The 15,529-nt window shown below is 73.4% G+C and carries 10 protein-coding genes; 9 read left to right on the top strand and 1 reads right to left on the bottom strand.

From position 1 onward, the window contains the following. The first annotated feature begins 94 nt into the window (after nt 1-94). The 3 genes from AB0E88_RS02340 (at nt 95) to AB0E88_RS02350 (ending at nt 5,256) form a co-directional block, all read left to right on the top strand. On the top strand, nt 95-2,389 hold the full coding sequence (locus AB0E88_RS02340) for a UvrD-helicase domain-containing protein (protein ID WP_361622427.1): 2,295 nt from the start codon (nt 95-97) through the stop codon (nt 2,387-2,389). 830 nt (nt 2,390-3,219) lie between these two features. Then, complete coding sequence (locus tag AB0E88_RS02345; RefSeq protein WP_361622430.1) at nt 3,220-4,635, top strand: NAD-dependent malic enzyme; 1,416 nt, start codon at nt 3,220-3,222, stop codon at nt 4,633-4,635. Nucleotides 4,636-4,974: 339 nt separating this feature from the next. Next, nucleotides 4,975-5,256, top strand: coding sequence for an HU family DNA-binding protein (locus AB0E88_RS02350; protein ID WP_361622433.1), 282 nt, complete (start codon nt 4,975-4,977; stop codon nt 5,254-5,256). A 204-nt stretch (nt 5,257-5,460) separates the two neighbouring features. Here the strand turns inward: AB0E88_RS02350 and murA are convergent, their stop codons facing one another. Beyond that, a complete protein-coding gene (gene murA, locus AB0E88_RS02355; protein WP_361622436.1) occupies nt 5,461-6,798 on the bottom strand; it encodes a UDP-N-acetylglucosamine 1-carboxyvinyltransferase in 1,338 nt (445 codons plus the stop codon). A gap of 252 nt (nt 6,799-7,050) precedes the next feature. Here murA and AB0E88_RS02360 point away from each other — a divergent pair, with 252 nt between their 5' ends. From AB0E88_RS02360 to AB0E88_RS02385, 6 genes are all read left to right on the top strand, one after another. After that, a complete protein-coding gene (locus tag AB0E88_RS02360) occupies nt 7,051-7,623 on the top strand; it encodes a YqgE/AlgH family protein (protein WP_361622439.1) in 573 nt (190 codons plus the stop codon). Nucleotides 7,624-7,652: 29 nt separating this feature from the next. Then, on the top strand, nt 7,653-7,940 hold the full coding sequence (locus AB0E88_RS02365) for a DUF3039 domain-containing protein (RefSeq protein WP_361622442.1): 288 nt from the start codon (nt 7,653-7,655) through the stop codon (nt 7,938-7,940). 462 nt (nt 7,941-8,402) lie between these two features. Beyond that, on the top strand, nt 8,403-10,031 hold the full coding sequence (locus tag AB0E88_RS02370; protein ID WP_361622445.1) for a beta-N-acetylhexosaminidase: 1,629 nt from the start codon (nt 8,403-8,405) through the stop codon (nt 10,029-10,031). A gap of 326 nt (nt 10,032-10,357) precedes the next feature. Further along, nucleotides 10,358-11,251: an FAD binding domain-containing protein gene (locus AB0E88_RS02375; protein WP_361622448.1), complete on the top strand. Its 894-nt coding sequence runs from the start codon at nt 10,358-10,360 to the stop codon at nt 11,249-11,251. Beyond that, nucleotides 11,248-13,197 (top strand): 2Fe-2S iron-sulfur cluster-binding protein, encoded by a 1,950-nt coding sequence (locus AB0E88_RS02380; RefSeq protein ID WP_361622451.1) that lies wholly within the window; start codon nt 11,248-11,250, stop codon nt 13,195-13,197. The genes AB0E88_RS02375 and AB0E88_RS02380 overlap by 4 nt, the downstream gene beginning before the upstream one ends. Continuing rightward, nucleotides 13,194-15,500 (top strand): molybdopterin cofactor-binding domain-containing protein, encoded by a 2,307-nt coding sequence (locus tag AB0E88_RS02385; protein ID WP_361622454.1) that lies wholly within the window; start codon nt 13,194-13,196, stop codon nt 15,498-15,500. The genes AB0E88_RS02380 and AB0E88_RS02385 overlap by 4 nt, the downstream gene beginning before the upstream one ends. Nucleotides 15,501-15,529: the final 29 nt, after the last annotated feature.

A 15,529-nucleotide genomic window follows, 5' to 3' on the forward strand; every position in this document is an offset into this window, starting at 1 on the left:
AGATGTGCCCCGCACCGAGAAGCACCGCCTCTCGCCTCGCGTGGCCTCCTTCGCGTACGGTTGACGGCTGCCCAGCACGTCAGAAGGGGGCCCGGTGGCCGCTCAGGCACAGCAATCCGCGGTCGAACCGGTTCAGGACTCGGTTCGGGACCGGGAGATCAACGTCGAACAGGAACACCTCGACCGGGTGTACCGGCGCCTCGAGGAGAAGATCCACGAGGCCGAGTTCCTCATGAACGACGCGGCCCAGCGCGGCCAGGTCGGCACCCCCGGCGCGCTCGCCGAGCGGGACGCGCAGGTCTTCCGGGCCGGCGTCCACCTCAACCGGCTGAACAACGAGTTCGAGGACTTCCTCTTCGGCCGCATCGACCTGCTGCTCGGCAAGGACGGCAAGAAGGGGCCCGACGGCGCGTACACCGCCGTGGAGCCCGCCGAGGGCGCCGTGCGGGCCGACAACACCGCCGACATCGCCGAGACACTGCACATCGGCCGGATCGGCGTCCTCGACCAGGACTACGCGCCGCTGGTCATCGACTGGCGGGCGCCCGCCGCCGCGCCGTTCTACCGCTCCACGCCGGTGGACCCCGGGCGGGTCGTACGGCGCCGGGTCATCCGCTCCAAGGGCCGCCGGGTCCTCGGCGTCGAGGACGACCTCATGCGGCCGGAGCTGACCGCCTTCCTCGACGGGCGCGAGCTGCCCGTCATCGGCGACGGCGCGCTGATGGCCGCGCTGGGGCAGGCCCGCACCCACACCATGCGGGACATCGTGGCGTCCATCCAGGCCGAGCAGGACCTGGTGATCCGCGCGCCCGCCGCGTCCGTGACCTACGTCGAGGGCGGCCCCGGCACCGGCAAGACGGCGGTCGCGCTGCACCGCGCCGCCTACCTGCTCTACCAGGACCGGCGCCGCTACGCCGGCGGCATCCTGATCGTCTCGCCGACCCCGCTGCTCGTCGCCTACACCGAGGGTGTGCTGCCCTCGCTGGGCGAGGAGGGCCAGGTCGCCATCCGCGCGATCGGCTCCCTGGTCGACGGCGCCGAGGCCACGGTGTACGACTCCCCGGCCACCGCCCGCGCCAAGGGCTCCAGCCGCATGCTGAAGGTGCTGCGCAAGGCCGCCCGGGGCGCGCTGGAGGGGCCCGACGCACCGACCCGGCTGCGGGTCGTCGCCTTCGGGCGGCGCCTGGAGCTGGAGGCCGGGCAGCTGGACGCCATCCGCCGCAACGCTCTCGGCGGTACGGCCCCGGTGAACCTGCTGCGGCCGCGCGCCCGCAAGCTGCTGCTGGACGCCCTGTGGGAGCAGTCGGGCGCGGCCGGGCGGCACACCGACCCCGAGCTGGCCGCCGAGCTGCGCTCCTCCTTCGACGACGACGTCAGCACCGAGGACTCCTTCCTGGAGTTCCTGGGCGCCTGGTGGCCCGAGCTGACCCCACGGGGCGTCCTCGCGGCGATGGCCGACGAGAAGCGGCTCGGGCGCTGGGCGCGGCGCGTCCTGAACCCGGGCGAGGTCCGCAAAGTCGCCCGCTCGCTCAGACGCGACGGCTACTCCGTGCACGACATCGCGCTGCTGGACGAGTTGCAGGCGATCCTCGGCGCGCCGGTGCGCCCGAAGAAGAAGCGCGAGCTCGACCCGCTGGACCACCTCACCGGTCTGGAGGAGCTGATGCCGGTGCGCGAGGAGTCGCAGCGCGAGCGCGCCGAGCGGCTGGCCGCCGAGCGCGTCGAGTACGCCCATGTCATCGTCGACGAGGCGCAGGACCTCACGCCGATGCAGTGGCGCATGGTCGGCCGCCGCGGCCGCCACGCCACCTGGACGGTCGTCGGCGACCCCGCCCAGTCCTCCTGGTCCGACGTCGACGAGGCGGCCGCGGCGCGTGACGAGGCGCTCGGGACGCGTCCGCGCCGACGCTTCGAGCTGACCGTGAACTACCGCAACCCCGCGGAGATCGCCGAGCTGGCCTCCAGGGTGCTGGCGCTGGCCATGCCGGGTTCCGTCGCCCCGTCGGCGGTGCGCTCCACCGGCGTACGGCCGCGGTTCGCCGTCGTGGCGGACTCGCTGGAGAAGACCGTGCGGGCCGAGGCCGAGCGGCTGCTCGGGGCGGTCGACGGCACGGTCGGCGTCGTCGTCGCGATGAACCGCCGCGAGGAGGCACGGCGCTGGCTGGCCGGGCTCGGTGAGCGGGTCGTGGCGCTCGGCAGCCTGGAGGCGAAGGGGCTGGAGTACGACGCGACGGTCGTCGTCTCGCCGGCGGAGATCGCCGACGAGAGCCCGGCGGGGTTGCGGGTGCTGTACGTCGCGCTGACGCGGGCGACGCAGCAGTTGACGGTGGTGTCGGGGGAGCGGGACGAGCCGGATGGGGCGGGGGTGCCGGATCTGTTGCGGGAGTGACGGGGCGTATGCCTGCGGCGCTGGGTGCGTTGTCGGGTGCGGGTGCGTTGTGGCTGGTCGCCGTTGCCTGCGGCGCCTGGTCGTGTTTCGTCTGCGGGTGCGTTGTGGCTGGTCGCGCCGTTCCCCGCGCCCCTTTTGTGCCTGCGGCGGCCCGTTGCTGCCCGGTGGGTGGTTGCGGTCTCGCCTGCGGCCGGTGGGTGAGTCGGGGCCGGGGTGGGGGGTGTCCGTCCTCGGTCCGGCCGCCCGTTGCCGACGACGGCGCCCTCCGCCGGTGCCGGCCGCTGCGGGCGGGCACCCCCCACCCCGGCCCCTTCCCGCCGTCGGCGGCTGCGGCCCGTCACCCCTTCCGAGTCGGGTGCGGGATGGGCGGTCCGTCCATGGCGGACGGTGACCGGGGACACCTAGGGGCGCGGGGAACTGCGCGACCAGCCACGACGCGCCCGCACCCCCGGCCGGGCGGTGGGCCGTGGCGCGTTTCGTGCAGGGGGAATGGTCTTCCTCGATCCGTTTGTTAGCCTGGGTGTGGCACCGGCTCGATCCAAGCCCCCGGGCCCAACCTTTGTCCCTCAGAGGGACCACTTGCCGCGAGGCGAGCATGGCGGGCCGGTGTCATGAACGTTGAGGAGACCCACGTCACCCAGTGACGTGGGTCTCTTTATTTGTCTGATCGCTTGCCGTACTCTCTCGCATGGCGGAAGTTGTTTTCCGAAACACGCTTCTGTCCATGAACAAAACGTCCGCAATTCGGGGCGACTACCACGTACTCAGGGGTAGGTGCGACGATCGGACGGCACAACTCAGCGAAACGGTGAAAGCAGAGGAAGTCGGCCATGGCAACGGCGCCCAGCGTCTCCTACTCGATGACGATCCGGCTGGAGGTGCCCGCGAGCGGAACCGCCGTCTCGCAGCTCACCACCGCCGTGGAGTCCTCCGGAGGCTCGGTGACCGGCCTCGACGTCACCGCATCCGGGCACGAGAAGCTCCGGATCGACGTCACGATCGCGGCCACTTCCACCGCCCACGGCGAGGAGATCGTCGGCAAGCTGCGCGCCATCGAGGGCGTCACGCTGGGCAAGGTCTCCGACCGTACGTTCCTGATGCACCTCGGCGGCAAGATCGAGATGGCGTCCAAGCACCCCATCCGCAACCGTGACGACCTCTCCATGATCTACACCCCGGGTGTGGCCCGGGTCTGCATGGCGATCGCCGAGAACCCCGAGGACGCCCGCCGTCTGACCATCAAGCGCAACTCCGTTGCCGTGGTGACCGACGGTTCCGCCGTGCTGGGCCTCGGCAACATCGGGCCGAAGGCCGCGCTGCCGGTGATGGAGGGCAAGGCGGCGCTGTTCAAGCGGTTCGCCGGGATCGACGCCTGGCCGATCTGCCTGGACACGCAGGACACCGACGCGATCGTCGAGATCGTCAAGGCCATCGCCCCCGGCTTCGCCGGCATCAACCTCGAGGACATCTCCGCGCCGCGCTGCTTCGAGATCGAGGCCCGCCTGCGCGAGGCCCTCGACATCCCCGTCTTCCACGACGACCAGCACGGCACCGCCATCGTTGTCCTCGCCGCCCTCACCAACGCCCTGCGCGTGGTCGGCAAGGGCATCGGGGACGTGCGGGTCGTGATGTCGGGTGCGGGTGCCGCCGGTACGGCCATCCTGAAACTCCTGATCGCCGCCGGGGTGAAGAACGCCGTCGTCGCCGACATCCAGGGCGTCGTGCACGCCGGCCGCGAGGACCTGGTCGAGGCGCCCGCCGGCTCCGCGCTGCGCTGGATCGCCGACAACACCAACCCGGAGAACCTGACGGGCACGCTGAAGGAGGCCGTGCGCGGCGCCGACGTCTTCATCGGCGTCTCCGCGCCCAACGTCCTCGACGGCGACGACGTGGCCGCCATGGCCGACGGCGCCATCGTCTTCGCGCTGGCGAACCCCGACCCGGAGGTCGACCCGGCGATCGCCCGCCAGACGGCCGCGGTCGTGGCCACCGGCCGCTCCGACTTCCCGAACCAGATCAACAACGTGCTGGTCTTCCCGGGTGTCTTCCGCGGCCTGCTGGACGCGCAGTCCCGCACCGTCAACACGGACATGATGCTGGCCGCCGCCAAGGCGCTGGCCGACGTGGTGACCGAGGACGAGCTGAACCCGAACTACATCATCCCCTCGGTCTTCAACGACAAGGTCGCCGGCGCGGTGGCCGGGGCGGTCCGGGACGCCGCCAAGGCGGTCGGAGCGACCGCGTAAGCGCTTGTGAGACTTCCCACGGCCGCCCCTCGGCGCGTCGTGGAACCAGGGGCCTGCGGCCGCCCTCTATGGTGGGCGGCCGGCCAGTGGCATAGGTGGCGCTCGGGACGGTGGCGCTTTCGTGTGACTCCCAAGAGTGTTCTCACGACTCCTACGGGTGCCGGATTGGCTTTCCCGCCGCAGGTAGGGGCAGGATGCCTCTCTGGGCGCTCGCGTCCGAGGACGGGACCGGGACCGGGACCGTCCGACGACCCTGGCAGCAACGGCTTCGCTGTGTCCCATATGCGGCTGTCGCCGCGTGGCACGCCCCAACGGCAAGAAGAACACGGGAGTAACAACATGAACCGCAGTGAGCTGGTGGCCGCGCTGGCCGACCGCGCCGAGGTGACCCGCAAGGACGCCGACGCCGTGCTGGCCGCGTTCGCCGACGTCGTCGGCGATGTCGTCGCCAAGGGCGACGAGAAGGTCACCATCCCCGGCTTCCTGACCTTCGAGCGCACCCACCGTGCCGCTCGCACCGCCCGCAACCCGCAGACCGGTGAGCCGATCCAGATCCCGGCCGGCTTCAGCGTGAAGGTCTCCGCGGGCTCCAAGCTCAAGGAAGCCGCCAAGGGTAAGTAATCGCTCCGCTGTGAGGGCCATGGCTCCAAGCGCCGTGGCCCCATAGCGCCCTGGGCGACTGCGGGCCGTGTGCGGCTGGTCGCGACCACGCGGCCAGCCGGACACCAACGCAGCCCCGCGCCCCTTCGGGGGCGCACTGAACGCCCGATGGGGCGGCCCCCTGACCAGGGGGCCGCCCCATCGGCGTACGCGCGTGTGCCGCCGTTACAGCGCCTGGCCCGGCAGTTCCACCTTCGCGCCCAGCGCCACGAGCTTCTCCATGAAGTTCTCGTAGCCGCGGTTGATCAGGTCGATGCCGTGCACCCGGGACGTGCCCTGGGCGGCGAGGGCCGCGATGAGGTACGAGAAGCCGCCGCGCAGGTCGGGGATGACCAGGTCGGCGCCCTGCAGCTTGGTCGGGCCGGACACGACCGCGGAGTGCAGGAAGTTGCGCGCGCCGAAGCGGCAGGCGGAGCCGCCCAGGCACTCGCGGTACAGCTGGATGTGCGCGCCCATCTGGTTCAGCGCGGACGTGAAGCCGAGGCGGGACTCGTAGACCGTCTCGTGGATGATGGACAGCCCCGTGGCCTGGGTGAGGGCCACGACCAGCGGCTGCTGCCAGTCGGTCTGGAAGCCGGGGTGCACGTCCGTCTCCAGCGCGATCGACTTCAGCTGGCCGCCGGGGTGCCAGAAGCGGATGCCCTCGTCGTCGATCTTGAAGGCACCGCCCACCTTCCGGTAGGTGTTCAGGAACGTCATCATCGAGCGCTGCTGCGCACCGTGGACGTAGATGTCGCCCTCGGTCGCGAGCGCCGCCGACGCCCAGGACGCGGCCTCGAGCCGGTCGGGGAGGGCGCGGTGGGTGTAGCCGCCGAGCTTGTCCACACCGGTGATGCGGATCGTGCGGTCGGTGTCCATCGCGATGATCGCGCCCATTTTCTGCAGGACGCAGATCAGGTCCTCGATCTCGGGCTCGACCGCCGCGTTCGACAGCTCCGTCACGCCCTCGGCGAGCACCGCGGTCAGCAGCACCTGCTCGGTCGCGCCGACGGACGGGTACGGCAGCCGGATCTTGGTGCCGCGCAGCCGCTGCGGGGCCTCCAGGTACTGGCCGTCCGCCCGCTTCTCGATGACCGCGCCGAACTGGCGCAGCACGTCGAAGTGGAAGTCGATGGGCCGGCCGCCGATGTCGCAGCCGCCCAGGCCCGGGATGAAGGCGTGCCCGAGGCGGTGCAGCAGCGGACCGCAGAACAGGATGGGGATACGGCTCGAGCCCGCGTGGGCATCGATGTCAGCGACGTTGGCGCTCTCCACCCGGGTCGGGTCGAGCACCAGCTCGCCCGGCTCCTCACCCGGACGGACCGTCACCCCGTGCAACTGCAGCAGGCCGCGTACGACCCGCACGTCACGGATGTCCGGAACATTGCGCAGTCGGCTCGGCTCACCGCCCAGCAGGGCGGCCACCATGGCCTTCGGCACGAGGTTCTTCGCGCCGCGGACACGGATCTCGCCCTCCAGCGGGGTTCCGCCGTGGACAAGCAGGACATCGTCGTTGACGGTCATGTATCTCGCGTTCCGATGAGTCGGGCAGGGGGAGAGAGACAGAGTAATCGCCACGGACCCCCCTGAAGTAAGCCCGCGGACCACCCGGGTACGTCATAGCTGTGTCACAACACGAACGGTTGAGCGCCGGGCACGTGCGGTCACCGGCTCCGGGTGTGCGCCCGGGGGAGCCACCGTGAGCCGTGACCTGCCTTCACCCGCCTACCCCGATTGCCTCCCCACAGCCCGGGAAGATGCGGGATCATGTCTGGCATGACCGAGGTGTCCTCGCTCACAGGGCGGCTGCTCGTGGCCACCCCCGCCCTGGCGGACCCGAACTTCGACCGTGCGGTGGTGCTTCTCCTCGACCACGACGAGGAGGGCTCGCTCGGCGTCGTCCTCAACCGTCCCACGCCGGTGGACGTGGGGGACATCCTGGAGGGCTGGGCGGACCTGACCGGGGAGCCCGGCGTCGTCTTCCAGGGCGGCCCGGTCTCGCTGGACTCGGCCCTCGGCGTCGCCGTCGTCCCGGGCGACCCGGAGGCGAACGGCACCCCGCTCGGCTGGCGGCGGGTCCACGGCGCGATCGGCCTGGTCGACCTGGAGGCCCCGCCCGAGCTCCTCGCCTCGGCCCTCGGCTCCCTGCGGATCTTCGCCGGTTACGCCGGCTGGGGCCCCGGTCAGCTGGAGGACGAACTCGTAGAGGGCGCCTGGTACGTCGTCGAGTCCGAACCCGGCGACGTCTCCTCCCCGTCCCCCGAGAGACTCTGGCGCGAGGTCCTGCGCCGCCAGCGCAACGAACTGGCGATGGTGGCGACGTACCCGGACGACCCGACGCTCAACTGAACCATGTGACCTTCAGTACCCTTGCGTTTATGAGCACTCTCGAGCCCGAGCGCGGGACTGGTACGGGGACCCTCGTAGAGCCGACGCCGCAGACCTCCCACGGTGACGGTGACCACGAGCGCTTCGCCCACTACGTCCAGAAGGACAAGATCATGGCGAGCGCCCTCGACGGGACGCCCGTCGTGGCGCTGTGCGGCAAGGTGTGGGTGCCGGGCCGCGACCCGAAGAAGTACCCCGTGTGCCCGATGTGCAAGGAGATCTACGACTCCATGGGCGCCGGCGGCGACGAGGGCGGCAAGGGCGGCGGCAAGAAGTAGTCCGTCGGTCCGCCGTCCGACGCGGGTGAGGCCCCTGGCGTGCTGCGGCGCGCCGCCGGGGCCTCCGTGCGTTCGGACGCGTGACCGCCGGGCGCCTGGCCGCCGGGTGCCTGATCAGCGGGTGCTTGGCCGGCCGGCGCGTGACCATCGGGCGCGGGACAGTCGGACGCGTGACCACGGGGTGCGTGGCCGCCGGACGCCTGATCGCCGGACGCGTGACCACCGGGCGCGCGGGGCGGTCGGGCGAGGGGCGGTCGGGCACGTGGCGGGCGGGTGCCTGGCGGGTCGGCCGCGGCAGTCCGGTGAGTGGTGCAGACCTCTTGTGGTCGTGTCCGCGGGCTGCCTAGCCTTCCCTGCTGTGCCGTACCGAGGGCCGTCCCGTGAACGCCGAGCGGCTCTCTGTGAATCTTGTGCGCCGATTTCCCGCGGCGGCGGGCCGAGCGAAACGGTGGGGGAGCCGACATGACTGCTGCGGAACTGCTTCCGGCGCCCCGGGCCGTGCGGACGCTCGCCGCCGGTTTCACGCTCGACGAGGACACCCCGCTCGCGGCCGGACCCGGCACCGAGGCCACCGCGCGCTGGCTGCGCGCCACGCTCGGCGCCGTGACCGGCTTCGCCCTGCCGCCGGGCGAGCGCCCGGGCGGCGCCACGATCCGGCTGGCCGTCGAGGACGCCGGACCGCTCGGCCCCGAGGGCTACCGGCTGACCGTGGACGAGGCCGGGGTGAGCCTGCGCGGCGGCGGTCCGGCCGGTGTCTTCTGGGGCGCGCAGACGCTGCGTCAGCTGCTCGGGCCCGAGGCCTTCCGGCGCGCCCCCGTGACGCCCGGCCGGCGCTGGACCCTGCCCGGCGTCGCCGTCGAGGACACGCCCCGCTTCGGCTGGCGCGGCCTCCTGCTGGACGTCGCCCGCCACTTCCTGCCCAAGGACGGCGTGCTGCGCCTGCTGGAGGTGATGGCGGCGCACAAACTCAACGTCCTGCACCTGCATCTGACCGACGACCAGGGCTGGCGCGTCGAGATCACCCGGCACCCGGAGCTGACCCGGACGGGCGCCTGGCGCGCCCGCACCAAACTCGGCCACCGCGCCTCACCGCTGTGGGACGAGCGGCCCCACGGCGGCTACTACACCCAGGACGACATCCGCGAGATCGTCGCCTACGCCGCCGAGCGGCATATCACCGTCGTCCCGGAGATCGACGTACCCGGCCACTCGCAGGCCGCCATCGCCGCGTACCCGGAACTCGGCAACACCGACGTCATCGACACCACCGCCCTCACCGTCTGGGACACCTGGGGGATCAACCCGAACGTACTCGCCCCCACTGACAACACCCTGCGCTTCTACGAAGGCGTGTTCGAGGAGGTGCTGGACCTCTTCCCGTCCGTCTTCGTCCACGTGGGCGGCGACGAGTGCCCCAAGGACCAGTGGCGGCGTTCGGCCGCCGCGCAGGCGCGCATCAAGGAGCTGGGGCTGGCCGGCGAGGACGAGCTCCAGGCGTGGTTCATCGCCCACTTCGACCGGTGGCTGGCCGCGCGCGGGCGGCGGCTCATCGGCTGGGACGAGATCCTCGAGGGCGGCCTCGCGCCGGGCGCGGCCGTGTCCTCCTGGCGCGGGTACGCGGGCGGGATCGCCGCCGCCCGCGCGGGCCACGACGTCGTCATGTGCCCGGAGCAGTACGTCTATCTGGACCACCGTCAGGCCGCGGGCGAGGACGAGCCGGTGCCCATCGGCTTCGTGCGCACCCTGGAGGACGTCTACCGGTTCGAACCGGTGCCGCCGCAGCTCACCGAGGACGAGGCCCGGCACGTGCTGGGCACGCAGGCCAACCTGTGGTCGGAGGTGACGGAGGACCAGCAGCGCGTGGACTACCAGCTGTTCCCGCGGCTCGCCGCGTTCGCCGAGGTGGCCTGGAGCGCCCTGCCGGCCCCGGCCGCACGGGACTTCGCCGGGTTCGAGCACCGGATGGCCGCCCACTACCGGCGACTTGACGCCCTCGGCGTGGCCTACCGGCCGCCGGAGGGGCCGAGGCCCTGGCAACGGCGGCTGGGCATCCTGGGCCGCCCGATCGACGGCCCGCCGCCGAACCGCTAGACGCCGACCCCGCGCGGGCGGTCACGCAGGGTGCTGCCGGTGGTCGTCCACAGGGTGCCGGTGGTCGTTTTCCACAGCCCCCACGAGGGTCGAACAGGTAGTGGCACAATCGCATCAGGGTCACCGAAGAGTGCCAATCGGCACCCTTCGGTGAAGCCGTGCGAAAAGGGACCAACCAGCCGGTGAGGTGGGCGAACGCCTCCTACCGGACCCGCGTCCTCAGCTGCCCGGAAGATGTGCCAGAGTTGCCACGTCCGCCCTGTCAGCACGTACCGTACGGCGCAACAGGCGGGACCAGGTGGGGCAGCGGGAAGGGGCAGCCGGTTTTGACCACGCACGCACCGCAGGCGGCGCAGCCCGTCACGCTGCCCACGACACTGGACGAGGCCGTGTCGGCCCTGACCGCCATGCCCGCCGCCGTGCCGGTCGCGGGCGGCACCGATCTGATGACCGCCGTCAACTCCGGGCAGCTCAGGCCCGCCGGGCTGGTCGGCCTCGGCCGGATCAGCGAGATCCGCGGCTGGCAGTACCTGGACGGACACGCCCTGCTCGGCGCCGGACTCACGCACGCGCGCATGGGCCGCCCCGATTTCGCCGCCCTCATCCCGGCACTCGCCGCCGCCGCCCGCGCGGCGGGCCCGCCGCACATCCGCAACGCCGGCACGCTCGGTGGCAACATCGCCTCCGCCGCCCCGACCGGCGACGCGCTGCCCGTGCTGGCCGCGCTCGAGGCGACCCTGATCATCGCCGGGCCGGGCGGCGCCCGCCGGGAGGTCCCGGTCTCGCACCTGCTGGCCGGAGTGGACATGCTGCGCGGCGGCGAACTCATCGGCTACGTGCGCGTGCCGCTGCTGCACGCCCCGCAGGTCTTCCTCAAAGCCACCGGCCGCACCGGGCCCGGGCGGGCCCTCGCCTCCGTCGCGCTGGTCCTCGACCCCGCGCGCCGGGGCGTGCGCTGCGCGGTCGGCGCCATCGCGCCGATGCCGCTGCGGCCCCTGGAGGCCGAGCACTGGGTCGCCCAGCTCATCGACTGGGACAACAACCGCGCGATCGTCCCGGAGGCCCTGCACGCCTTCGGCGAGTACGTCGCCGCGGCCTGCATCCCCGACCCGGCCCCGGCCGATGACGGCTCCGTGCCGCAGCTGCCACCCGCCGTACTGCACCTGCGGCGCACCGTCGCCGCGCTGGCCCGACGAGCACTGGGGAGGGCTTTGTCGTGACCGACGACCAGCACGCCGAGGGCACCCCGCAGGGCGGCAGCCGCTGGGACCCGCTGCCTCAGGGCGACTACGACGACGGCGCGACCGCCTTCGTCAAGCTCCCCGAGGGCGGCATCGACGCGCTGCTGTCCGGTGACAGCCCGCTCGCCGCGCCCGGACACGGCTATGTGCCGCCGCAGATAACGGTCGCCCCCGCCACCACCGCCGGCACCGACCCGGCCGCCACGGGCACGTGGAGCATGCCGGTGGACGGCGTGCAGTGGGGCGCGCCCGCGTCCGGCGACGCGGCGCAGGCGGGCACGGACGACCGGTTCGCCTACCAGCCCGGGGCGACCGGCCAGTGGAACTTCACGGAGCACACGGACACGGACGCGTACGGCACCGGCGGCGCCCCCGCCGAGCCGGAGTCCGCCCCCTCGTCCGCGCCCGGTCACGATGTCACCGGCCAGTGGTCCATCCCGGTCGCGGGGGGTGATCTGCCGGACGAGTCCGGCGAGTACACCACGTCCTCGCTCGTCGAACAGTGGGGCGGCACCCCGCCGGCCACGCTGCCCGGAGGAGCGGCCGCTCCCTGGGCGACCGGGGCGCAGGGCCACCCGTGGGACTCGCCGCAGCCTCCGGAGCCCGGCGCCCACGGGGAACAGCACGCGGATACGGCCCACGCCGGGGAGCACGCGGTTCCCGGGCACACCGGCTCACACGACGCTCCGCCGCACGCCGGTCACTTCGCCGGGCACGGCGACGACTACGCCGTCGGCCCCGTGGACGCGCCGGTGACCGGCCCCCTCCCGGCCGCCGCACATCCCGCCCAGGCCCCGGAAGCCGCCCCCGAGGCCCCCGGCGCCGAGTCCGCGGCCGACGAGCCGCGGGGCGAGCTCTCCACGCCGTCCACGCGCGACGCCCAAGGCGCCGCCGACGCGCAGGCCGCCGACGCGCAGGCCGCCGACGCGCAGGACGCGGGTGCGCAGGACGTGGACGACGCGCAGGGCGCCCCCGGCGCGCACGAAGAGTCCGGCGCCGTGGACACGGGCGCGGTGGACATCGACGCCGTGGACGCCGACGCCGACGCCGCCCCCACCGCCGTGACCGCGCCGGAGCCGCAGGCCGAAGAGGCATCCGAACAGGAGTCGCCGGAGGCGGCCGCCTCGCGGGCGGACACGGAGGAGCCGACCGCCGCCGAGCCGTCCGAGCCGCCCGCTCACGACGCGCCGGGCCTCGGCGAGTTCGCGCAGGGCGACCGGCCGCACGACGCCCCGCCGCCCCCACACGACGAACACCCCCTCGCCTCCTACGTGCTGCGCGTCAACGGCGCCGACCGGCCCGTCGGCGACGCCTGGATCGGCGAGTCGCTGCTGTACGTGCTGCGCGAGCGGCTCGGGCTGGCCGGGGCCAAGGACGGCTGCTCGCAGGGCGAGTGCGGGGCGTGCAACGTGCAGGTGGACGGCAGGCTCGTCGCCTCCTGCCTGGTGCCCGCCGTCACCGCCGCCGGCAGCGAGGTGCGCACCGTGGAGGGGCTCGCCGCGGACGGGCAGCCCTCGGACGTGCAGCGGGCCCTCGCCCGGTGCGGCGCCGTCCAGTGCGGCTTCTGCGTGCCCGGCATGGCGATGACCCTGCACGACCTGCTGGAGGGCAACCCGGCGCCCACCGAGATGGAGGCCCGCCAGGCGCTGTGCGGCAACCTGTGCCGCTGCTCCGGCTACCGGGGCGTCCTGCAGGCCGTCCAGGACGTCGTCACCGAGCGGGAGGCACTGCGCACCGGCGACGGTGAGACGGACGGCGACGAGGCCCGTATCCCGCACCAGGCGGGCCCCGGCGCGGGCGGTGTGCACCCGAGCGCGTTCGAGGCCGGCGGGTTCGAGAGCCCGGCCGCCTACGAGGACCCGGCCGCCCCGCACGGGCACGACCAGCAGCCGTACGGACAGGGAGAGGACGGAGGCCAGGCGTGAGCAACGAAGCCGCCGCCGCGACCACCACCGCGGAGGCAGCACCCGCCCCCGAGCAGATCCCGCACGGCCTGGGCGCCTCCCTGCCGCCCGCCGACGCCCGCGCCAAGACCGAGGGGACCTTCCCCTACGCGGCCGACCTGTGGGCGGAGGGCCTGCTGTGGGCGGCGGTGCTGCGCTCCCCGCACCCGCACGCGCGCATCGTGTCCATCGACACCACCCACGCCCGCGAGATGCCCGGCGTGCGGGCCGTCGTCACGCACGAGGACGTCCCGGGCAGCCCGGTGTACGGCCGGGGCGCGGCCGACCGCCCGGTGTTCGCCTCGGACGTCGTACGCCACCACGGCGAGCCCATCGCGGCCGTCGCCGCCGACCACCCGGACACCGCGCGGATGGCCGCCGCGGCCGTCATCGTCGAGTACGAGGTGCTCGACCCCGTCACCGACCCGGAGCACGCCTTCGAGGCCGAGCCGCTGCACCCGGACGGCAACCTGATCCGGCACATCCCGCTGCACCACGGCGACCCGGGCGCGGTCGGCGAGGTCGTCGTCGAGGGCCAGTACCGCATCGGCCGCCAGGACCCCGCCCCGATCGGCGCGGAGGCCGGTCTCGCCGTGCCCCGCCCCGACGGCGGCGTTGAGCTGTACACGGCCTCCACCGACCCGCACACCGACCGCGACGCCCTCGCCGCCTGCTTCGGACTGGAGCCGGAGCGGGTGAAGATCGTCGTCACCGGCGTCCCCGGAGCGACCGCCGACCGCGAGGACCAGGGCTTCCAGCTCCCGCTCGGGCTGCTCGCGCTGAAGACCGGCTGCCCGGTGAAGCTGACCGCGACCCGCGAGGAGTCCTTCCTGGGCCACGCCCACCGGCACCCCACGCTGCTGCGCTACCGCCACCACGCGGACGCCGAGGGCAGGCTGGTGAAGGTCGAGGCGCAGATCCTGCTGGACGCGGGCGCCTACGCCGACACGTCCTCGGAGGCGCTCGCCGCGGCGGTCGCCTTCGCCTGCGGCCCCTACGTCGTGCCGAACGCGTTCATCGAGGGCTGGGCGGTGCGCACCAACAACCCGCCGTCGGGCCATGTGCGCGGCGAAGGCGCCATGCAGGTGTGCGCCGCCTACGAGGCGCAGATGGACAAGCTGGCGAAGAAGCTGGGCGTCGACCCGGCGGAACTGCGCCTGCGCAACGTCATGGCCACGGGCGACGTGCTGCCGACGGGCCAGACGGTGACCTGCCCGGCGCCGGTCGCCGAACTCCTCCAGGCTGTCCGCGACTTCCCGCTGCCGCTCCTGCCGAAGGACGCCCCCGAGGAGGACTGGCTGCTGCCGGGCGGCCCCGAGGGCGCGGGCGAACCGGGCGCCGTGCGGCGCGGCGTGGGCTACGGCCTGGGCGTGGTGCACATGCTGGGCGCGGAGGGCGCCGACGAGGTGTCCACGGCGACCGTGAAGGTGCACGACGGGGTCGCCACGGTGCTGTGCGCGGCGGTGGAGACCGGACAGGGCTTCGCCACGCTGGCCCGGCAGATCGTGCAGGAGACCCTCGGTATCGACGAGGTGCACGTGGCGCCCGTCGACACCGACCAGCCCCCGGCGGGCCCGGGGTGCCGCGGCCGGCACACGTGGGTGTCGGGCGGCGCGGTCGAGCGCGCCGCCAAGATGGTCCGTACGCAGCTGCTGCAGCCGCTGGCCCACAAGTTCGGCATGTCGACGGAGCTGCTCCAGATCACCGACGGCAAGATCACGTCGTACGACGGTGTGCTGTCGACGACCGTGACCGAGGCGATGGACGGCAAGGAGCTGTGGGCCACGGCGCAGTGCCGTCCGCACCCCACCGAGCCGCTGGACGAGGCCGGCCAGGGCGACGCCTTCGTCGGCCTCGCGTTCTGCGCGATCCGCGCGGTGGTGGACGTCGACATCGAGCTGGGTTCGGTACGGGTGGTGGAGCTGGCCGTCGCCCAGGACGTGGGCCGGGTCCTCAACCCCGCGCAGCTCGCGGCGCGGATCGAGGCGGGGGTCACGCAGGGCGTGGGCATCGCGCTCACGGAGAACCTGCGCACGCCGCGCGGTCTGATCCGCCACCCGGACCTCACCGGGTACGCCCTGCCGACGGCCCTGGACGCGCCGGACATCCGGATCGTCAAGCTGGTCGAGGAGCGGGACGTGGTGGCGCCGTTCGGTGCGAAGGCGGTGAGCGCGGTGCCGGTGGTGGCCTCACCGGCGGCGATCGCGTCGGCCGTGCGCGCCGCGACGGGCCGTCCGGTGAACCGGCTGCCGATCCGTCCGCAGGCGGCGGTGGTGAACAACTGACGGGGCCGTTGTCAGTGGTGGGGCGTAGT

The sequence above is a fragment of the Streptomyces sp. NPDC028635 genome (genome assembly GCF_040637635.1).
GTDB lineage: Bacteria > Actinomycetota > Actinomycetes > Streptomycetales > Streptomycetaceae > Streptomyces.